This is a genomic window from Cohnella suwonensis, from assembly GCF_042655365.1.
Lineage (GTDB): Bacteria > Bacillota > Bacilli > Paenibacillales > Paenibacillaceae > Cohnella > Cohnella suwonensis.
In genome coordinates this window covers 25897-45800 of sequence record NZ_JBHSMH010000118.1, presented here as the reverse complement: position 1 = coordinate 45800, position 19904 = coordinate 25897, and the positions used below count along the sequence as shown (strand labels likewise).

The 19904-nt window shown below is 43.3% G+C and carries 19 protein-coding genes; 2 read left to right on the top strand and 17 right to left on the bottom strand.

Features of this window, described 5'->3' with window-relative positions; genetic code table 11:
- Positions 1-2 precede the first annotated feature (2 nt).
- From lhgO to ACFPPD_RS26155, 17 genes are all read right to left on the bottom strand, one after another.
- Complete coding sequence (gene lhgO, locus ACFPPD_RS26235; RefSeq protein ID WP_209749074.1) at positions 3-1250, bottom strand: L-2-hydroxyglutarate oxidase; 1248 nt, start codon at positions 1248-1250, stop codon at positions 3-5.
- The gene (locus ACFPPD_RS26230; protein ID WP_209749073.1) at positions 1250-2263 is read right to left on the bottom strand and encodes an NAD-dependent epimerase; all 1014 of its coding nucleotides are present in this window, start codon (positions 2261-2263) and stop codon (positions 1250-1252) included. Before ACFPPD_RS26230 ends, lhgO begins: the two co-directional genes overlap by 1 nt.
- A 12-nt stretch (positions 2264-2275) precedes the next feature.
- Positions 2276-3166, bottom strand: a complete 891-nt coding sequence (rfbA, locus tag ACFPPD_RS26225) for a glucose-1-phosphate thymidylyltransferase RfbA (protein WP_209749072.1) — start codon at positions 3164-3166, stop codon at positions 2276-2278.
- Entirely contained in the window at positions 3163-4332 is a 1170-nt protein-coding gene (rffA, locus tag ACFPPD_RS26220) for a dTDP-4-amino-4,6-dideoxygalactose transaminase (protein ID WP_209749071.1), read from the bottom strand. The genes rfbA and rffA overlap by 4 nt, the downstream gene beginning before the upstream one ends.
- 164 nt (positions 4333-4496) lie before the next feature.
- Positions 4497-5423 (bottom strand): glycosyltransferase family 8 protein, encoded by a 927-nt coding sequence (locus ACFPPD_RS26215; protein ID WP_209749070.1) that lies wholly within the window; start codon positions 5421-5423, stop codon positions 4497-4499.
- Between the two features lie 17 nt (positions 5424-5440).
- On the bottom strand, positions 5441-6421 hold the full coding sequence (locus ACFPPD_RS26210) for an NAD-dependent epimerase/dehydratase family protein (RefSeq protein ID WP_209749069.1): 981 nt from the start codon (positions 6419-6421) through the stop codon (positions 5441-5443).
- A 42-nt stretch (positions 6422-6463) separates the two neighbouring features.
- Positions 6464-7366 (bottom strand): glycosyltransferase family 8 protein, encoded by a 903-nt coding sequence (locus ACFPPD_RS26205; RefSeq protein WP_209749068.1) that lies wholly within the window; start codon positions 7364-7366, stop codon positions 6464-6466.
- A 22-nt stretch (positions 7367-7388) separates the two neighbouring features.
- Complete coding sequence (locus ACFPPD_RS26200) at positions 7389-8294, bottom strand: glycosyltransferase family 8 protein (RefSeq protein ID WP_209749067.1); 906 nt, start codon at positions 8292-8294, stop codon at positions 7389-7391.
- Positions 8295-8311: 17 nt separating this feature from the next.
- Entirely contained in the window at positions 8312-9727 is a 1416-nt protein-coding gene (locus tag ACFPPD_RS26195) for an oligosaccharide flippase family protein (RefSeq protein ID WP_209749066.1), read from the bottom strand.
- Position 9728: 1 nt separating this feature from the next.
- On the bottom strand, positions 9729-10952 hold the full coding sequence (locus ACFPPD_RS26190; protein ID WP_209749065.1) for an O-antigen ligase family protein: 1224 nt from the start codon (positions 10950-10952) through the stop codon (positions 9729-9731).
- A gap of 1 nt (position 10953) precedes the next feature.
- Positions 10954-12309, bottom strand: a complete 1356-nt coding sequence (locus ACFPPD_RS26185) for a sugar phosphate nucleotidyltransferase (protein WP_209749064.1) — start codon at positions 12307-12309, stop codon at positions 10954-10956.
- Positions 12310-12328: 19 nt separating this feature from the next.
- The gene (locus ACFPPD_RS26180; protein WP_378083921.1) at positions 12329-14305 is read right to left on the bottom strand and encodes a WecB/TagA/CpsF family glycosyltransferase; all 1977 of its coding nucleotides are present in this window, start codon (positions 14303-14305) and stop codon (positions 12329-12331) included.
- Between the two features lie 12 nt (positions 14306-14317).
- Positions 14318-15442, bottom strand: a complete 1125-nt coding sequence (locus ACFPPD_RS26175) for a glycosyltransferase family 4 protein (protein ID WP_209749063.1) — start codon at positions 15440-15442, stop codon at positions 14318-14320.
- Between the two features lie 16 nt (positions 15443-15458).
- Entirely contained in the window at positions 15459-16145 is a 687-nt protein-coding gene (locus ACFPPD_RS26170; protein ID WP_209749062.1) for a sugar transferase, read from the bottom strand.
- 11 nt (positions 16146-16156) lie between these two features.
- Positions 16157-17044, bottom strand: a complete 888-nt coding sequence (gene galU / locus ACFPPD_RS26165; protein ID WP_209749061.1) for a UTP--glucose-1-phosphate uridylyltransferase GalU — start codon at positions 17042-17044, stop codon at positions 16157-16159.
- Positions 17045-17275: 231 nt separating this feature from the next.
- Entirely contained in the window at positions 17276-17956 is a 681-nt protein-coding gene (locus ACFPPD_RS26160; RefSeq protein ID WP_209749060.1) for a CpsD/CapB family tyrosine-protein kinase, read from the bottom strand.
- Positions 17937-18692 (bottom strand): YveK family protein, encoded by a 756-nt coding sequence (locus tag ACFPPD_RS26155; RefSeq protein ID WP_209749059.1) that lies wholly within the window; start codon positions 18690-18692, stop codon positions 17937-17939. Before ACFPPD_RS26155 ends, ACFPPD_RS26160 begins: the two co-directional genes overlap by 20 nt.
- A 347-nt stretch (positions 18693-19039) precedes the next feature.
- On the opposite strand from ACFPPD_RS26155, the gene ACFPPD_RS26150 reads away from it, so the two are divergent.
- Together ACFPPD_RS26150 and ACFPPD_RS26145 are read left to right on the top strand one after the other, a co-directional pair.
- Complete coding sequence (locus ACFPPD_RS26150) at positions 19040-19243, top strand: hypothetical protein (RefSeq protein WP_209749058.1); 204 nt, start codon at positions 19040-19042, stop codon at positions 19241-19243.
- 72 nt (positions 19244-19315) lie between these two features.
- On the top strand, positions 19316-19591 hold the full coding sequence (locus tag ACFPPD_RS26145) for an ATP-binding protein (RefSeq protein ID WP_378083918.1): 276 nt from the start codon (positions 19316-19318) through the stop codon (positions 19589-19591).
- Positions 19592-19904 lie beyond the last annotated feature (313 nt).

Here is a 19904-nt window from a genome sequence, read left to right as displayed (position 1 = left end):
TATTAATAGTCGATTTTTCGATATCTGACAGAATCGGACTGGATGAAGTTTTGCTTTTGATTTTTTATTATTTCATCAACCACATACTCCGCAAAGGGAATGGAGCATGTGAAAGCGGGAGAGACAGCATTCAGAACATGCATCGATTGATGGTCTCCTTCAAGAACGAAATCCTGCACCAGCTCTAGCGTCTCTTTATTCAGAAGCTGCGCTCGGATACCGGGCTTTAAGAAATCTCCAAAGCCTTCTATATCCAGATGGCGAATCATTTTCAAAGATAAATGAATGAAGTTCGTTTTTTTGTATTTCTTTACTTCTTCTAAGGCCAATCTTCTAAAGTTAAAGGAATTTTTCAAGAAAAGTTTTGCTTCATAATAGAGAATCTGAATAAACTCGCTCGATTTAAACCTATGCAAACCTGAATAATTTTCACGCCATAAAGCGGGGATAGCTGTCGGACCGATTTTGATGCTGTTATCCACCGTTTTTGTAAAATGAACGCCAAGAAACGGATTATTCAGATTGGGTACGGGGTAGATGTGGGTCATTACATCGGATTTGTTTTTGGTATACTTTAAGTAAATCCCTTTGAACGGAATGATCGTAAATTTTTTGCCGAAACCGTATTTATGGGCGATTTTATCCGCATAAAGTCCGGCGGTGTTGATGACGTAATCACATTCGATTATCCCGTGATTTGTAACCAATTGGTTGTTATTATGCCGCAAATATACCGTATTAAATCGAAACTCAACCCCGCTCCGACTACTTTCCCATTTCATTTGCTGGCACACTTCAACAGGATCTACAGATGATGTGTTGGGTGAATAGAGCGCTCTTTGGAATGTGAATACATTGGGATCGATTTTTCTCGCTTCTTCCAAATCAAGCCAAACGAGTTCAACGCCATTCCGGTCGCCTCTTCTTTTTAATTCCTCCAGTCCTGCCAGTTCTTCTTCGTTTACAGCGACAATCAGTTTCCCGCACTTATTAATTTTCAGTCTGTTTTCTTCGCAAAATCGGGTCATCGCTATATTGCCGTCACGAGTAAATCTCGCTTTCAAACTATCGGAGCTGTAATAAAACCCGGCGTGAAGCACTCCGCTGTTTCTACCGCTGGAGTGCATCGCAACTTGATCTTCTTTTTCAATAACGCAAATTCTCTTGCGAGGGTACCTTCGTATTAATTCCCTGGCTATAGTCAATCCTATAATTCCTGCACCAATGATAAGGTAGTCATACTTACCCATTAGATCAGCCCCGTATAATAGCTTCTAAACCAATTAACAAAATGACCAAGTCCTTCTTCAATCGAGGTTGATGGAGAAAATCCGACATCTCTAGTCAACTCTTCAATATCCGCGTAAGTGGTCAGCACATCCCCTGGCTGCATCGGCATGTATTCGATAACGGCTTGCTTCCCTATTAATTGCTCCAGTATGTGTATGAACTTCTTAAGTTCAACCGGTTCATTATTGCCAATGTTGTAAATCTTATAGGGCGCGTAGCTCGAAGAGGGGTCGGAATGGGTACGGTTCCATGCCTCATTCGCCTTTGGAGGCAGGTTTATCAACCGTACGATACCTTCAACAATATCTTCTATATATGTAAAATCGCGCTTCATATCGCCGTAATTAAAAACTTGTATCGGCAAGCCCTCGATTATTTTTTTGGCAAACGAATAATAGGCCATATCCGGTCTTCCCCATGGACCGTAAACGGTAAAGAAGCGGAGACCTGTCGTAGGAAGCCCATATAGATGACTGTAAGTGTGGGCCATCAGTTCATTGGACTTCTTCGTTGCGGCATATAAACTTACCGGATGATCGACAGGATCATGAACGCTAAAGGGGGTTCTAGTATTTGCTCCATATACGGAACTGGAAGATGCGTAGATCAGATGATCGATATGATGAAGTCTGCAAGCCTCTAAAATATTTAGAAACCCGGTGATGTTTGACTCAATATAAGCGTGCGGATTCTCAAGGCTGTATCTGACGCCCGCTTGAGCTGCCAAATGAATGACGGCTTGTACATGATTGTTGGCGAAGATTTCGTTTAGCTGCCCCTGATTGGCTATATCAACAGGTATAAATCGAAAACTCGGTTGACTGTTAAGAAGCTCAAGTCTATCCTTCTTCAGATTGACATCGTAATAGTCATTCATATTATCCAACCCAATGACATCCAACCCTTCGCGCAGCAAGCGTCGGGAGGTGTGGAAGCCAATAAATCCCGCCGCCCCTGTAACAAGAATGGTCATCGTAATCTCTCCTTACGCATTAACCGTCTTCTTGGAACGATGGTTAGCAACTCTAAGCAAGTATTTTCCATAGTCATTTTTCATCATCGCCTCTGCAAGATTGATAAGCTGTTCGCGTGAAATGTAGCCTTTATCATAAGCAATTTCTTCTAAGCAGGCGATTTTTAAGCTTTGCCGCTTCTCTATCGTTTCAATAAATTGCGAGGCTTCCAGCAGAGACCCGTGCGTTCCGGAGTCCAACCAAGTAAACCCCCGGTATAGTATTTCCACATTTAGATCGCCACGTGACAAATACACTTTGTTTAAGTCGGTGATTTCGAGCTCCCCTCGGATGGATGGACGAATGGATTTAGCGAATTCAACGGCTCGATTGTCATAGAAATAGAGGCCGGTAACCGCATAATGGGACTGCGGGTTCGTCGGCTTCTCCTCTAGGCTGACCGCTTTGCCAGCATCGTCAAAGTCCACGACGCCAAACCGCTCCGGATCGTTCACGTAGTATCCGAATACGGTCGCCCCATGGGCTTGATTCGCCGCTTTATTCAACATCTGAGTAAGACCGTGCCCGAAAAATAAATTGTCTCCCAGGATGAGCGCCACGCTATCTTTTCCGATGAAGGGTTCAGCAATCAGGAGCGCCTGCGCGACGCCGTCCGGCGAGATTTGCACCGCATAGGTCAGCGATAAACCGATGTCCGTGCCGTCGCCTAACAGCTTCTTAAATCGGGGACTGTCTTCAGGTGTCGATATGATCATAATTTCCCGTATTCCTGCCAGCATTAACACGGATAGCGGATAATAGATCATAGGTTTGTCATAGATTGGCAGTAAATGCTTGGATACGACTCTCGTGAGCGGAAACAATCGTGTTCCGCTTCCCCCAGCTAGTACGATTCCCTTCATCCTAGACCCACTCCTGTACGAAATTGATTTGCGGTCGATACCGCGTAGAAAGAGTAGATCATGTCGATAACTCTTCCGATCTGGTCCTTCGTTAGCCTGTAATACATCGGCAGTCTGATTAACCTGTCGCTCTCCTGCGTCGTGTAACGATCCTCCCGATGGAACAAACCGTGCTTTAAGCCGACAGACGTGCTATGAAGAGGAACGTAATGAAACGCGGCGCCTACACCGTTTTCATTCAGATACCGAAGCAGCCTGGTTCTCTCGCTCAGATCCTTCGTCTTAATATAGAAAATATGCGCATTGTGCTTACAATGGACCGGTACCGTAGGCAAATCGATCCTTTCTTGCTGCTCTAGCTCCTTCAGGCCTGCGTAGTAGTCGTTCCAGCTAGCTATCCGATCGTCGTTAATAGTTTGCGCTTGATCGAATTGCGCATAGAGGTAGGCGGCATTAAGTTCGCTTGGCAAGTAGGATGAGCCGATATCAACCCACGAGTATTTGTCCACCTGCCCTCTGAAGAATCGAGATCTGTTCGTCCCCTTCTCCCGGATGATCTCGGCGCGAGACACGAAGCTCTCCTCGTTCAGAAGAAGGGCGCCGCCTTCGCCGCAGGTGAAGTTTTTCGTTTCATGGAAGCTATAGCAGCCCATATGGCCGATCGAACCTAGCGCTCTTCCCTTATAGGTGCTCATTACCCCTTGAGCCGCATCCTCTATGACCAGCAAACCATTCTTTTTTGCAAGATCCATAATCGAGTCCATCTCGCAGGAAACACCTGCGTAATGGACGGGCACAATCGCTTTGGTTTTTGAAGTTATCGCTGATTCGATAAGGCTTTCGTCAAGATTAAGCGTATCCGGGCGAATGTCGACGAAAACGATTTTCGCTCCGCGAAGAACAAATGCATTTGCCGTCGAGATGAAAGTAAACGACGGCATTATTACTTCATCTCCCGGATGAATATCCGCCAACATCGCCGTCATTTCGAGGGCATGCGTACATGATGTAGTTAAGAGAGCTCTTTTGGTTGGGATATAGTCTTCAATCCACTCTGCTACTTTCTTGGTGAATGGTCCGTCTCCGCATATTTTTTTATTGGAAATGGCCTCTTGGATATAGGACAATTCTTTACCTGTAACCGCAGGTATATTGAATGGAATCATCTAATTCCCCCTTTATAAATGTTACATTATGTATCAGTAGATTAAGAATATGATACATTAAGTACCGTGTCAATCATTTCTTTCCTATGCAACAGACCAAACCCTTCGAAAAAGCCGCTTTCCATAAGTATTCATGGAAAAGCGGCTTTTCGAAGGGTTATACTTTAGGCGAGTCTTTTTGATATTAATAATGATTTTCTTGCTTTTTTAAGAATCGAGACAGCTGAGTACGGTAAGAGCTGTTTCGCCACTCGCTTTATGAATCGATTCAAAGTTAATTCCGGCTTATAAGACTTCCATTCGGTCATTTTCAAATATTTGTAATATTCCTTTTTATACGGGTGAGTATCTTCGAAGTGCCACGGTTTGCATGATCCCGTATAATGAATGATTGCAGGGGAGGGGACATTATCCCTTCCCTTTCTACCCTGAAGCATATGAGGTTGCACATTCCATTTTGCCGACAACTCTAACCAATCGTCATATAACACGGCATTCAAGGCATCCTGGTCGTGGAAAATCAATTCTTTCGTATTTCGGGCGAGGTAATCCATCACCTTACTTCTGATGGATTCCTTTCTCCATTTAAATAAATCCATGACATAGATACCGGCATTAAAATATACCCCTTCTGGTATCTTCAGATCTTTGCAACGAAATGCCCCTCCCCTATCAGATACCGCGCCAATCGCACGACCTCTTAAATCCATTTCCCACATTTCAGCGATATTCCCGGTAACAACGATATCGCTGTCCAGAAGAATTACCTTATCGATATAAGATGGAATAACGTCAGGGACTGCTAATCTTAGATAAGTTTCTCTATTAAGATGACCACTTGTACTAAATTCTGCATAAGGAGAACCGTCCATTTCAATAAATTCAATTCGGGCTCCAAAATGACTTGCGATTGTTTCTAGTTTTGATTTATTTTCTGTATTCAATCTGGTACTTAGAACATATAAATGAATTTTAGTACCTGGTGACAAGTTCATTAACAATGATGTGAATGTTACTCCAAGATGCTGCGCGTAGTTGTTATCCCCAACGGAAGCAACATGAATTTCTTTCACGTTCGACTTATCTTCCATTGCTCTTTTTCATCCCTTCATGATAATACGCCTGCATATTTTTTCCGCACTTCCTGCTCAATCCAAAAATAAGTTCGTCTTAGTCCTTCTTCAAGCGAAATTTGAGGCTGCCACTTTAAGATTTCATACAGTCTTGTATTATCGGAATTGCGCCCTCTTACTCCCTGCGGTCCTTCAATATGATGGGTTATGACCTCATAATTCGCTATTTCGGAAACCATATTTACTAATTGATTAATGGAAATGAGACGATCTTGTCCGATGTTTAATGGATGAGGATAATCCGATTGCATTAATTCATATATGGCCGTTACGCAATCATCAACATAACAGAACGATCTTGTCTGCTCTCCATCCCCCCAAACAGGGATCGATGATTCTTGATTCAGTTTTGCCAAAGAAATTTTACGGCAAATAGCCGCAGGAGCCTTCTCTCTTCCCTCATCCCAAGTTCCGAGCGGACCGAATATATTATGGAATCTGGCGATCCGCGTCTCTATTCCATAATCTTCTCTATAGTGCTCGCATAATCTTTCCGAGATCAATTTCTCCCATCCATATGCGTCCTGCGGAGCAGCCGGATAAGCATCCTCTTCCTTCAACGGTGTTACGTTAGCGTCCGTTTGAAGATATTCCGGATAAATACAGGCAGATGAGGTATAAAGATATCTTTTCACGCCATTTATTCTTGCCGCTTCCAGCGTATGAAAATTAATTAATGCATTATTATATAAGATCTCGGCATGATGCGTCGTAATATACCCCATACCTCCCATATCTGCCGCAAGCGCGTATACTTGATCGACTCCATCGGTTGCTTTCAGGCAATTTTCCCAGATTCTTAAATCAAGGATTAGAAATTCGTCAGCCTTTGAATCGGAATACTCAGGGAATTTAATATCTACTCCTCGTACTTGATATCCTTTCTCCTTCAGCAAAGTTACCAGATGATTCCCGATAAATCCCCCTGCACCCGTGACCACAACAAATGGTTTCATATAAACAGCCTCCAATGATATTAGTTTTATTATTTTTTTGAATTAGCGTAATGACATTACTTTTTTAACTGCTTTTTTTACAGGTCTCGGCAGAACTTTTTTCATTAACCTGGTCATCATACGGTTTAGATTAATTTCAGGTTTGGACGACCTCCATTCGGTCAATCGTTTATATTTGTAATATTCGTTCTTATAGGGATGAAAATTATCCAAATGCCATGGCTTGCTAACATCCGTATAATGAATGACTGCCGGAGGATTTGAATCTTTCCACTCCTTCATGATGGAAGTATGTCCGTTCCAAGTTGGGGGCAGTTCCAACCAATCGTTATATAGCACGGCATTCATTGGATCCTGACTTGGAAATACCATTGATTTCGTATTCCGAATGGTGTAATCCGTTATCTTACGACTTATGGACTCCTCTCTCCATTTCGTCAAGTTCATGACCATAATGCCGTTGTTAAAATATACTTTCTCCGGAATCTGAAGAGCCTTGCATCGAAGATAAGCGCAATGCGGATCGATTACTGCAGCGATAGCATGCCCTCTTAAATCCGTGTCCCATAATTCAACGATATTTCCGGTAACTACGACATCGCTGTCCATATAGATAACCTTCTGGATGGTAGTAGGAAGGGCATCAGGTATGGCCAGCCTTAAATAAGTTGCTCTAGTAATTTGGCCACTGACAATGAATTGTTCATAGATAGAGCCATCTACATGAATGAATTGAATGCAAGCCCCCGCAAACCGGCTGACTGTCTTTTTAAGCTTAGCTTTATTCTCTTCGGTTAACCCTGCACTCAATACGTATAAATAAGCCATTGTTCCAGGGGACATGTTTATAAGCATTGATGCAAAAGCAACACCCAGGTGCTGCGAGTAGATATTATCGATAGCCCCGACGATATGAATTTCCTTTCGGTCTAATGGATGATCCATTTTCCGTTCAAGCCTCCCTTCATTAGTTTGACATGACTTTAGTTGCTGCTTTTTTTACTGCTTTTTTTATAGATTTTGGCAACACTTTTTTGGCCATCCGGATCATGATACGGTTCAGATTAACTTCAGGCATGCTCGATTTCCATTCGGTCATTCGTTTATATTTGTAATATTCCTTCTTGAAGGGATGAAAGTTATCTAAATGCCATGGCTTGCTTACATCCGTATAATGAATGATTGCCGGAGGATTTGATACCTTCCACTCCTTCACAATGAACGTATTCACATTCCAAGTTAGGGGCAGCTCCAACCAATCATCAAATAACAGGGCATTCAGTACATCTTGATCGTGACAAGCCAATGTAATCGTACTCCGAGCGATGTAATCCATTGCCTTTCTCGTGAGGGACTCTTTCCTCCATTTCGACAAGTTCATGATCATGATTCCCGAATTAAAATAAGCTCCTTCCGGAATTTGCAAATCCTTGCAACGAGAATACATTAAGAAATCGGGTACTGCAGCGATTGCATGCCCTTTTAAATCCGTTTCCCACAATTCAACGATATTACCGGTAACCACGACATCGCTATCCAAATAGATTACTTTCTGGACGGATAAAGGAAGAATATCCGGGATTGCCAACCTTAAATAGGCAGCTTTTGTAATGTGGCCACTTGTATGGAATACTTCATAGGGAGCGCTGTCCACCCTAATGAACTGAATACGTGCATTAAAACGGCTGACGGTCTTTTCGAGTTTATTTTGATTTTCTTCGGTTATTCCCGTGCTTATAACGTAAAGATGAGCGAAGGTCCCTGTGGGGATGTTCATGAGCGTAGATGTAAAAGTAACGCCAAGATGCTGCGCGTAATTGTTATCGACAGCACCAACGATATGAATTTCCTCATTGCGTAACTGTTCATTCATTGCTATTGCTCCCCTACTCATTGGTTATCGCCTGCTAATTTCATCTTGCGAAATTGCTGAACATAGGTAAAAATGCCAACTTTATAATAGGCAAATATCATAATGGCAAGCGCCGGAACTAGAAGCAACAGTGCCCATGGGAAAGCCAACGTGGGAAGAAAGACTATTGGGATACACGTTGACAAGCATATTAAAGGCAACCTATAGTGAAGCTGATAATTTTTGCGTATAGATAAATGGATAACAAAATAGGAAGCAAGGGCCGTCATCTCCGCAAATGCATATCCATAGATCCCGATCCACGGCAGGGTCAAATAGGCTGAGGTTATGAAGATCGCAACGTGAACAATGTTGAATTTAAATACCTCCCACATGGAGGCGTGAATATACAGTAAATTCACATGTAAATTAAACATTGCAAACACGATGTACCCTATTGCGATAAAAGGGTATATTTGAGATGCAGTTGACCAGCCTTCACCGAAGAAATAGGGGATAATCCAATGCGCAACGGTACCAAAGCCGATGAGAAACGGGGCAAGCGATAATATTTGCAGAATCATAGCTTCATTAATTGCATTTTCTACTCGTCGCTTATCGCTTTGGATTTTGGATAGTAATGAGAACGAAATGCGCTGGAATACCTTGTTTACGAAGCAAAGCGCTTCAACTACCCGGATCGCAAGCGAGATGCAGGCCACGCCATCCAGCCCGACGAACTTGGCTACTAGTAACGGGTTAACCAAATTCCGAAGTGCCCAAATGCGTTTTGAAGCCGTATTGCCGAACACGTATTTCAACATGGATTTGAGCATATCCCAATTCCAATAGAAAGCCGGTCGATATTTCGTAATAAAATAACAGATTGCAACCGTCGAAATTCCTTGCAACAGATTTCCGATGATGGGCGCCCAAATTCCGAATTGAAGATACGCTAGCAACAAAGATGTACCGTAGTAAATGATTTGCGTATAAAACTCTAAAAAAGCAATTTTTCGGTAGTCCAACCCTCTCTCCAGCATAGCCATGGCAGGCATAATGTACGCGCCATTAAAAAGGCTGAAAAGCATGATTATGAACGGTAATTGAATCTCTTCGTTATGCAGCCAATCACCCAGTAAAAAGGACATTCCGAACCCGATCAGAAAGGCAGCGATTGAGATGACCAGAATAAACGTAAAAGCTAAATGATATTGATTTTGTTCCGTTTCCTTCTCGCTTCGAATCAAGTAGTAAATGATTCCCAGAGTACATAATTCATAGATGTATGAATTAATTCCAGTAACCGTTGCATACATACCGTAGTTCTGAACGCCAATCAACCGCATGAGGAAAAGCATACCGAAAAAGCTTATTACAAACCCGAGACCGATTCTAACCATCAGAAAGCTGCCTTCATGGATGATCTTATGGCGCAAGCCTTGTTCTGACACTCTATCCCACCGCACTTCCCCTGCCGTTTTGTTCAACCTTCTGTTTGTTGCCAATTGACAATCCAATTAGAATAGCCGCTGGCGCCATGACAAAAATATAAACGACGACATTATCGGTCATAGAAGCAAAAGCAATGGATACGATTGCCAGAAACGCAGCCATGTGATTTCTAGCACTGGAATGGTTCAAATAATCCGCTGTTCTCCAAGATCTCCAAGTGGCCAGAAGCAATCCGACAAAGGCTATTACCCAAAAAGAAAACCCCACTATCCCATAATCGTGAAGAATGCGCAAATAATCATTATGCGGTTGTGTTTCCGTAATTAATTTCTGTTTTAGAACCTCTTCAGCTGCCCCTGCTCCATTACCGACAATAGGAGATAACCAGAACGATTGGAGGACAGTTTCCCATATTTGCGTCCTCCCCATTGCATTGATTGGAATTGCCCCAATGCTCATCGAGGTATCCCCTTCAAAGAATCTTGATTTGACAGGTTCAAAGTAAAAGATAGTACTTAACAATAGAACGATAGAGATGAACACGACCATAAAAAACTTCATCTTATTCCTCAATCCAAAAAATCTGTACCTGGACAGAATCATCATTACAACCCCAGTGACCATTGCGGTTCGCGATAGGCTTAAAGTAATGATGATCATCATTCCAATAGAAGCAAAAAACCAAAATTTCTGTTTGCTATATCTCCACTCCACTAACAGATAGGCTAAACAGATGAGGCCAAATAAAGCAAATGAACGCGAACTGATCAATATTCCATTTCCCAAACCTGTAAGAAATAAGGTTGGTAAATAAAGAAGAATAGAGAGTGCTGAAGAAATTTTGAAAACCTTTTGAATTCGAGATTGTAATCCAGGGTTTATAGCGTATTCTCTTGAAACAACTAGAATGATTCCAAAAAAAGACATGAAAACGAAAATGTTTTGGATGCCCTGCTTGGTGATATCATGCCAAATAAAACTGGCTAAACACCAAATGAGAAAATAAGCAAACGAAAGAGTATGTACTAAACTTATTGAGCTGATCGGACGATTGAGCCACATATACCCCATTAAAAGGGTATAGAGAATAGTTAGTGCAGCTTGGCCGGAAAAAGGCCCCAGTTCAAGTCGATTGGGAATATCAACTAAACTGCAGCATAATAGGACAACCGCTAAAAAACCGCCCACGACTGTAGGGCGGTAAGGATTTTGGTACTCTAACATTTCATACCACCGCACTTTCCCACGAAAAAGAAAAATTCACAATGTCATCGGAGCTTAAAGGGCTGCCCTCTTGTATTTCAATAAGCTCCAATTCCGAGATCGCTTTTATTCCATGCTGCATCCTGGGAGGTATTAGGCAAGTAAAACCCTTTTGGACTGAAATTATTTTTCCGTCCAAATAGATTTCGCCTGTTCCGCTTATGACATTCCATATTTCCATGCGCTTAAAATGAACTTCTATTCCGGTCTGCTTCCCCGCTTCGATCCTAATCCGCTTGGTCAACACTTCGCTCTCCATTCCATGTTCAGAAAAATCCAGAACCTTACTCGTTCCCCACTGATGTTCTTCGAACATAGGCCGCTGCTCGAAGGTGATAACCTCTTTCAGACGTGGACTTGCCTGTTTATCCGAAACTAGCACGCCATCCGGACTAACTACGACCACTATATTAGACAAGCCAAGAACAGATACAGGTATATGCAATTCATTGATTATATGAGTATTGTGGGAATCGCTGCTGCTCATGCATATTCCGATTTGCGGAGCGGCCATCTCTTCCGTCAGAGTATTCCACGTTCCAAGATCCTTCCAATCCCCCTCATACGGAAGCATTGCAATATGGAGTTCCTTTTCTACAACTTCGTAGTCAAAGCTCGTTTTTTTCAACACATGATACTGTTTGACGAGCTGCTCATATTGAAGGGGAATGCCCTTGTCGTACAGCAGCGTAATCAAATAATCGAGTTTAAATGCGAACACGCCGCAATTCCAAAAAGCATTGTCCGTTTCGATTAATGACCTTGCTTTTTCTTCGGTCGGCTTCTCGTGAAAATGTTTGACTTTGAAGAAGGCTTCATCCGCTGGAGATAAATCCGGAACCATATAGCCGTACTTAGCCGAAGGATAGGTGGGCGACGCCCCCATTAAAACTAAGTTGGCCGAAGATTGGTTCAAAACACGATCCATTTCTTTGATTTTATTGAAGAACACATCATCAACATAGGAATCTACCGGCATAACGACGACCGTTTCATTTAAGCTTACTCCGAGGACCGAGTAGAGATACGCCGCTGAGAGCGCGACTGCAGCAAAGGTATCCCGACGCTCCGGTTCCACAATGATCGGGACTTGAGCACCGAGTTGATTCACGATCATATCCACTTGATTCGGGCCAGTAGCGATAATGCTATGTTCTGCAAGCCCCACATTATTCAGTTGACGCCATATGCGTTGTACCATCGACTCGAATTGATTGTCCGGACCTTGCAATATTTTCAAAAATTGTTTGGATCTCGCATCATTTGACAATGGCCATAATCTCTTACCCGATCCACCGGAAAGAAGAATTAACCTCATATGTTTCACCCATTTTCCACTAGGCGTTCAGTTTATTTGTGTTAACTTTATTCCGATGAAAAGACTTAATGTATTTATAAATAAATACGGAATTATTGTACAAATATCGTTTCCAAAGGCGTCTCGGTTCCATCATTAAACGAAACAACCACTCCAACCCTGATTTTTGGATGAATAACGGAGGACGGGTAATGTTGCCGGCCAAATAATCAAAAGCGGCTCCTACGCCGATCATGACCCCTTTGACGTCATACCGGTTTTTATTCATCCATATTTCCTGCTTCGGACAACCCAAGGCTACGAAAACTAGATCTGGATTAGCCTGATTAATATCGTTGATATACTTTCTTTCCTCTTCCTCATCCAACTTTCTGAATGGCGGCGAAGCCGTGCCCACGATTTGAATGCCTGGGTAATCGTGTTCAAGCTTTTGTTTCAATGTATCTAATGTGCTTGGAGTGCATCCGTAGAGATAGATTCTGTACAGGTTTTTACTTGATAACCTACACAATTCCTTCGTGAGAGTAGTACCGTCTACGCGTTCTTGTTGTTTATAGCCTAAGGCACGTAGAGCCCATACCAATGGCATTCCATCCGGAGTGCATATGCCGGCTTGATTCAACGCTTGCTTGAACTCGTTATGTTGGCTTGCCGTTACTAAGGAATGAGTCGTACAAACACAAACATATTTCGAAATGCCCTTCTCTATCCATTGACCGATTTGCTGTAAAGTTTCATTGAAACTTAGCGCGGTGATTTGGGAATCCAATATATAACCGCTTCTAAGCCGCTCCTGGTTCTGGGTGCTATCTGCAAGCTTGTTTGCAGGCTCTAAAACCTCATCATATACTTCCAATAGCCGAGCAATGTTCAATTCCTTGGTATATTGGCTGCGATAAATACGTTGTACATTCGCGCACATAACCTCATATGCGCCTTCTTCCGTTGCCCTTTGAATGGCTTGCGCGAGTTCACCCTTCTTGTGCGCGTCATAATGAAACCCTGTTACCGAATCAACGACGATTTCCTGAAGAGAACCTATTCGATTGCATATCACGGGCGTACCTACGGAATAAGCCTCAATAACAGCCATGGGGAAGCCTTCATACCAGATGGATGGAACTATCAGGAAACGGGCCTCTCTCATACGCTGCATGACGACGGAGGAGTCCTGCTTACCCAGAAATTGAATGTTAGGATGGTTTTTGGCCGTCTCCCTTAATTGCGGATACTCAGGTCCATCTCCAATAATGACAAGTTGCAAGGAAGGGTCCATCGATTTCCAGGCATCGACGAGAAGATCCACCCCCTTCTCGGTAGATAGCCTTCCCACAAATAAGAAAAACTCTTTCCTGGGAGTCGGCTCGATGTTATCTTTGGTAAAATTTGATTTAACGGTGATTTTCTTTTCCGGAAGACCTTTTTCCACGAATTTTTGTTTGGCGAATTCGGTTAGCACAATATATCGATCAACCTTTCTGTTCCATGTACCCAGCAATCGGTTAACCCAGAGCATGGTGGCGACGACTGCGCTCTGAAGCCGGGAATTTCGATAACAACCCAATAGGATTGAATTCATCAAGGTTCCTTGTGAACATTTTTCACAAACTTCTCCATGATGATAGAACACTCCCGCCGGACAAAGCAGTCGATAGTTATGTAAGGTTTGCACGACCGGGATGCCCATTTTTTGGGCCGCAAAATAGGCCGACGGAGATATTAATGGAAAGGTATTATGGAAATGGACAAGATCAGGTTTGTTCTGAAGCAGAAACCTTTTAAAATCCATATAGACTTGAATGGACCAGACGGTTTGAATCATCGCAGCAAGCTTTTTCCATTGAGACATGTTTTTAAGTTCATCATTGTGTTTGTCATATACAATGACCTCGTGCCCTACCTCGCGCAACATCTCGATTTCTTGTCTAACAACCTTGTCTTCTCCGCCTTCTTGCTGATAATAGTTATGGACATGTGCAATTTTAATCGGTTGCATGGTTATCCATCCTTATCTAACTGCTGATAAATAGGTTGCCACTTCTTCATCGATGGTGATCTGATTCGCGATTTGGATACTCTTTTGTTGTATCTCTTTCAGTTTTTGTGGGTTATTCATCAAATCTTCTAGAGAATTTGCAAGATCCAGAATGAGAGATTGCTCGTCGACTTGGTCATCGATGACAATGCCCCCTGCGTGATTGACGAGTTCGGATGCTCCGACCGCTTTCGTTACAATGGGGGCCAACCCCTTCAGCATCGCTTCGTGAACAACGACTCCCCAAGGTTCTTTATAGCTCGTCAACATAAAGATATTGGATTGAGCATAGACGTTCTGTACTTCCTTGCCTATTAATCTTCCCAAGAAGAACACTCGTTCGTCTAATCCCAATGAGCTTACCAGCTGCTTCAGGTTTTCTTCTTCCGGGCCATCTCCAACAATCGTTACTTTCCAATTTTTCTTATCGTTTCTTTCGTGCAATATTTTTACGGCTTTAATGACTCGGTCCACTTTCTTCAAATCAACAAGCCGGCAAACCGTGAGGATATCGATGCGTTCTTGTCCCGTTCCCGAGAGCGTCGACTTTTCATAATAACTGGCTTCGGGTGTCAAATAAGAAACGATCGTCTTTCCCTTCATTTTTTTGGAGATGCTCTCGATGTGCTTTCTTGAATTTTCACTGCAGCAAATGCACGCCGCAGAGTAACGAAGGATGATCTTTCGAAACCATAATCGAATCCATTGAAATGACAACTTTTGAAAAAAGTCTCTATTCTCATCCGTCATGGAGATGAGTTTGACTTGCTTTCTGGCGAATAAAAGATACAGCAACGTCTGAACAATCAATAACGGTGAGAAATCGGTTAATACGACGATATCCGGGGACTTGCTCCATAACTGCCGAATCAATTTGAAATTTATCGGAGTTTTGCCAGTTTCGGAGCGAATGGATTTGCCGCCCAGCACTTCATATTTGACTCCGTGATCCATTTGGGAAGCCCAAGTTTCCCCGTAGGATAAGGAATCGAAAAAAATCCAGCCTTCAAACTCTGGAGTATTGCAGAAAGATTGATATAATCGGTATCGATAAGGAACGGGTATATTGGTAATGTATACGGCTACCGGTTTTTTCATAGGTTCACCCTTTGTACTAAAATGCATGTTTAGATCCGAAAAAGACGCGTACCGTCTTCAAAATAATGAATAGATCAATCATGAAATTCCTTTCGGAAATATACTTCAAATCGATTTCGACCATATCCTGGAAGCTTGTACTATTCCGGCCGGTCACTTGCCATAATCCGGTACAGCCAGGAATGACAAGCAAACGCTGCATATCATAGGCGGTATACATTTTCACTTCCCTTGGCAAAGGCGGTCTCGGTCCGACCAGGCTCATGTCACCCATCAGCACGTTCCAAAGCTGCGGAAGCTCGTCGATGCTTGATTTGCGAAGCAGCCTTCCGATTCTTGAAACGCGGGGATCATTCTTCATCTTGAACATAGCCCCGCTGACTTCATTCTTATCAAGCAAGGTATGCAGCATATCCTCTGCGCTTGTCATCATCGATCGGAATTTAAAGATTTTGAACGGCTTGCCGTTTTTCCCGATGCGAGTCTGCACAAAAAAAACAGACCCCTTCGGGTCTTCCAATTTAATAAGGATGCCTATGATTAGAAAGATGGGTAACAAAATGATGAGGCCAAATAAAGAGCAAATCACATCCAACCCTCTTTTGCTGAACAAATAGGAGGGTCGCTCACGGTGTCGTTGAATCTTTTGTAACCCTATGTACTGTTGTGTTTCTAATGTTGCTTTAAGCTCCTGCATGCTCATCTCTCTAACTCCTATCTTGTCAATGTGCTATTCCGTCGAATAATCTCTTCCAAAGCTTTCATTAGAGGCAACTGAAGTTCCTTATTCATCAAAGCAAAGTCAATCGTGGTTAAGATAAATCCAAGCTTTTCGCCGACATCATAGCGAGTGCCTTCGAATTGGTAGGCATACACCCTTTCGAGTTCTGCCAGCTTCTGGATCGCGTCCGTTAATTGAATTTCTCCCCCCGTTCCTCTTTCTGCATTTTCCAAAAAGCCGAAAATCTCCGGAGTCAATATATATCGACCCATAATGGCCAAATTTGACGGTGCCATATCCCGTTCGGGTTTCTCGACGAAGCCATTCGTTTCATAAAGGTTGCCGTATCTTTCTCCAGGTACGATAATCCCGTATCTGCTGACATCGTCATTCGACACAGGCTGTACCCCGATAACTGAGCTTTGCATAACATTGAATTGCTGGATTAATTGCAACAAACATGGAGTTTCGGCCCTGACAATGTCATCGCCCAGCAGCACGGCAAACGGTTCGTCGCCGATGAACTTGCGCGCGCACCAAACCGCATGTCCCAATCCCTTTGGTTCCTTCTGGCGAATATAGTGGATATCGACAATGTTGCTTGACCTTTGAACTTCCTCTAGCAATTTCAGTTTTTGTTTTTCCAATAGAGCCTTCTCCAACTCGAAGGCATTGTCGAAATGATCTTCAATCGACCGTTTGTTTTTGCCGGTGACGATGATAATATCTTCAATGCCCGATTCGACGGCCTCCTCGACAATGTATTGGATGGTGGGCTTATCGACGATCGGCAGCATTTCCTTTGGCATTGCCTTTGTAGCAGGCAGGAATCGAGTGCCCAAACCGGCAGCAGGGATAATGGCTTTTCTAACTTTCAACATATGTGTGCTCTCCTTTAAAAACCGTATTTAATGAAAATAAAAAAACGAGGTATGTCATCTTAAATTGTAAAAAGACATACCTCGATTTTTTATATAATAAAGCGGGGCATTTAACCCCCCCTCACATCAAACCCATGACGATATACGTCTAAGGTGGCTTCCCACCCACGGCATGATCGAGTGCCTACTTTGATAAAGGTAGAGTAGACATTACCTTAGAGCTTATAGAGTTCAATAATAGGCAGCTTCGTGATCTATTCTTTTTTTATTATTAATGACAACGCCCAACACATTCGCTTCCGCATGACTCAGAGAAGTTATTGCTTTTTGAGCAGCTGCCCGTTTAACCTTGCCATAATTGATCACATAGAGAACGCCGTCACACTTGACCGATAAGAGCTGGGAATCCGATACGGCTAGAACGGGAGACGAATCAATGAGGATCATGTCGTAGAGAGGTTTCAATTGATTCAACAGCTCTTCTACTCGGTTTGAACCCAGCAGTTCGTATGGGTTGGATATTAATGGCCCTGAAGTGATGAGCGATAAGTTAGGAACGAATGTTTCAGTGATCGCATCCTCGAGCTTGCATTGGTTTGTTAGTAAATTCGACAATCCGAATCTTGTAGAAGAGGAGAAGATGCGGTGTAATGTCGGCCTTCTCAAATCTGCGTCAATAAGCAATACTTTTTTGTTCATTTCGGCATAAGTCATTGCCAGATTGCTTATCGTGGTAGATTTCCCTTCATTAGGAATAGTCGATGTGACAAGTAGCGTCTTGATTTCATGATTGCCGGAGGCAAACTGAATGTTGGTTCGCAAAGTCCGATAGGCTTCCGTAATGATAGGATTCGAATTGTAATGAGAGACTAACCTGTACTTGTACTTGTTCTTACCGGTTGAGACTGACATGTATATTCTCGCTCCCTATTTTCTTAGTTACGGGATCCGCATTTTTTTTGATCGCCGTCGTCTTTATCTTGGAAATGGCAGCTAGCGTCGGCAAGCGCAAGTATGCTTCCACATCCTTTTCAGTCTTTAAAGTGTCGTCAAGGTGATCCAATAAAAATACAATTCCGATAGATACAAAAAGCGATAGAATAAGAGCAATTAACGTTTTGAACCAAATTCCATATGAGACCGGGGATTGGTGATCACTCGTTTTGGCGCGGCTTAGAATGGTTATATTATCAACATTCATAATTTTTGGAATCTCTTGCTTAAACACTTCCGCAATTGCATTTACAGTTTGCACGGCTTGCTGAACCGTAGAATCCCGAATGGAAATACTCATAACTTGCGACCCCGTGGAGGAGCTTACTTTCACGTTCGAGATCAATTGACTGATATCCCTATTGATTTCAGGATGATTAGCTACCACTTTTTCCATAATGGCTGGCGTAGCAATAATCTCCTTGTAGGTTTCGATCAACATGATGTTGGAACTGATTTCGTTTGAATCTGCTCTATCCTTAACTTGACCCTGATTCGAATTATTCACGATCAATTTCGTGCTTGCTTCATATACAGGCTTAGGAAAGAAATAATCGTATCCGGCGGTCAACCCGCATGCTAGTACGACAAACGTGCAAATGATCCACCACCTTCTGTACAAAACTTTGAAATAATCTCTTATAGTGAGTTCCATTTCGTAGCCTCCAACAATCATTTTTATGCGCATTCAATAGTTACACTATGTATCCTTTCACATTCAATTTATGATACAATTAGTATCATGTCAAGCATATTTTTTCACGTCGCAAAAAACTTCATGGGAAGGATCCTGACGCATCCCTTTTCCTGCGAGGTTTTTTCGATGATTATTTTAGAAATACGAACTAGATTTTTGTCGGAAGTCTTGTTACTATTCGTATCATAAAAATAGATGCAATTTGTAACACGAAGGAAGAGGCAGCGGACCATTTCGCCGTGGGTGCAGCCATCGCTACTTGAATGCGCCGTTTGCCTCCTGCCGCTAAACACGCGTGAAAACCGATGGCTACGGCAAGTTTCTCGTGGATGGCTTTGCGCGAAGAGATGGACGGACTCGATCGAGCGGGGCTCAAGGAGACGCTGCAAACGATGCATGATCTGTCCGGACGTTATGACTTTGACACCGCTCTGCAGGCGATGGAGCAAGCGGCAGAGCTTGGACGACTGACGAGTGCGAACAGCGTCGTGCTGGCTGGCCACATTTGAGCCCGAAGAAAGAAACGGCGTTGATCTTGGCGTCTACGACACTTTTTTTGAGCCGTTTGGAGGTGCAGTGCAATGAGTATAACGCGTGAACGAGAGTCGCTTCGCCGCGAACCTTTATACAAGCGAGGCGCAAGGCGCAATCTCGTGCTCGTGATGCGTTTAGCGGAAGCCAAGCGAGGTGGCACACTCGAGCGGCTCATGAGCGAGATCCGGCGGTGCCAACTCCTAATCCTGGACGAGTGGGGTTACATCCCCGTCGATAAGAAGGCTCACAGCTCTTATTCCGCGTTGCTGCAGAACCCTTGTGCTTGGCGAAACAGCCAATTGCGCAACTCGATGCCTGAGTAGCTGCGCGAGGAACTGGATGGTTTGGAGCATGCGGAGCTGAAGGAGACGTTAGCGACAATGGAACAGCTACCGGATGCTACGGCTTTGAAACGGCGCTGCAAGCGATTGAAGAAGCGACACGGCTGGGGCGACTAACTTAGCCGCGCCGGGTTCCCGGTATACAAGACGCTGGAGGGCTTTGAGCGGCACGGTGTCAAGCTACCGAGCTCGCTACAATGGAGCGATTTGACGGAGGGTACATTTATAGAAGCTAATCTGAATCTGGTACTCTATTTCAGCATTAAAAAAATGCAGTCGTCCTTCGTTAGAAGGC

What these genes read in the sequence shown, in the direction of transcription:
- galU (WP_209749061.1), bottom strand. Translation starts at nt 17,044, where the DNA reads ATGTTGAAAGTTAGAAAAGCCATTATCCCTGCTGCCGGTTTGGGCACT.
- rffA (WP_209749071.1), bottom strand. Translation starts at nt 4,332, where the DNA reads ATGATTCCATTCAATATACCTGCGGTTACAGGTAAAGAATTGTCCTAT.
- ACFPPD_RS26200 (WP_209749067.1), bottom strand. Translation starts at nt 8,294, where the DNA reads ATGAATGAACAGTTACGCAATGAGGAAATTCATATCGTTGGTGCTGTC.
- rfbA (WP_209749072.1), bottom strand. Translation starts at nt 3,166, where the DNA reads ATGAAGGGAATCGTACTAGCTGGGGGAAGCGGAACACGATTGTTTCCG.
- ACFPPD_RS26190 (WP_209749065.1), bottom strand. Translation starts at nt 10,952, where the DNA reads ATGTTAGAGTACCAAAATCCTTACCGCCCTACAGTCGTGGGCGGTTTT.
- lhgO (WP_209749074.1), bottom strand. Translation starts at nt 1,250, where the DNA reads ATGGGTAAGTATGACTACCTTATCATTGGTGCAGGAATTATAGGATTG.
- ACFPPD_RS26180 (WP_378083921.1), bottom strand. Translation starts at nt 14,305, where the DNA reads ATGCAACCGATTAAAATTGCACATGTCCATAACTATTATCAGCAAGAA.
- ACFPPD_RS26230 (WP_209749073.1), bottom strand. Translation starts at nt 2,263, where the DNA reads ATGACCATTCTTGTTACAGGGGCGGCGGGATTTATTGGCTTCCACACC.
- ACFPPD_RS26150 (WP_209749058.1), top strand. Translation starts at nt 19,040, where the DNA reads ATGGCTACGGCAAGTTTCTCGTGGATGGCTTTGCGCGAAGAGATGGAC.
- ACFPPD_RS26205 (WP_209749068.1), bottom strand. Translation starts at nt 7,366, where the DNA reads ATGGATCATCCATTAGACCGAAAGGAAATTCATATCGTCGGGGCTATC.
- ACFPPD_RS26215 (WP_209749070.1), bottom strand. Translation starts at nt 5,423, where the DNA reads ATGGAAGATAAGTCGAACGTGAAAGAAATTCATGTTGCTTCCGTTGGG.
- ACFPPD_RS26185 (WP_209749064.1), bottom strand. Translation starts at nt 12,309, where the DNA reads ATGAGGTTAATTCTTCTTTCCGGTGGATCGGGTAAGAGATTATGGCCA.
- ACFPPD_RS26145 (WP_378083918.1), top strand. Translation starts at nt 19,316, where the DNA reads ATGAGTATAACGCGTGAACGAGAGTCGCTTCGCCGCGAACCTTTATAC.
- ACFPPD_RS26155 (WP_209749059.1), bottom strand. Translation starts at nt 18,692, where the DNA reads ATGGAACTCACTATAAGAGATTATTTCAAAGTTTTGTACAGAAGGTGG.
- ACFPPD_RS26175 (WP_209749063.1), bottom strand. Translation starts at nt 15,442, where the DNA reads ATGAAAAAACCGGTAGCCGTATACATTACCAATATACCCGTTCCTTAT.
- ACFPPD_RS26160 (WP_209749060.1), bottom strand. Translation starts at nt 17,956, where the DNA reads ATGTCAGTCTCAACCGGTAAGAACAAGTACAAGTACAGGTTAGTCTCT.
- ACFPPD_RS26170 (WP_209749062.1), bottom strand. Translation starts at nt 16,145, where the DNA reads ATGAGCATGCAGGAGCTTAAAGCAACATTAGAAACACAACAGTACATA.
- ACFPPD_RS26210 (WP_209749069.1), bottom strand. Translation starts at nt 6,421, where the DNA reads ATGAAACCATTTGTTGTGGTCACGGGTGCAGGGGGATTTATCGGGAAT.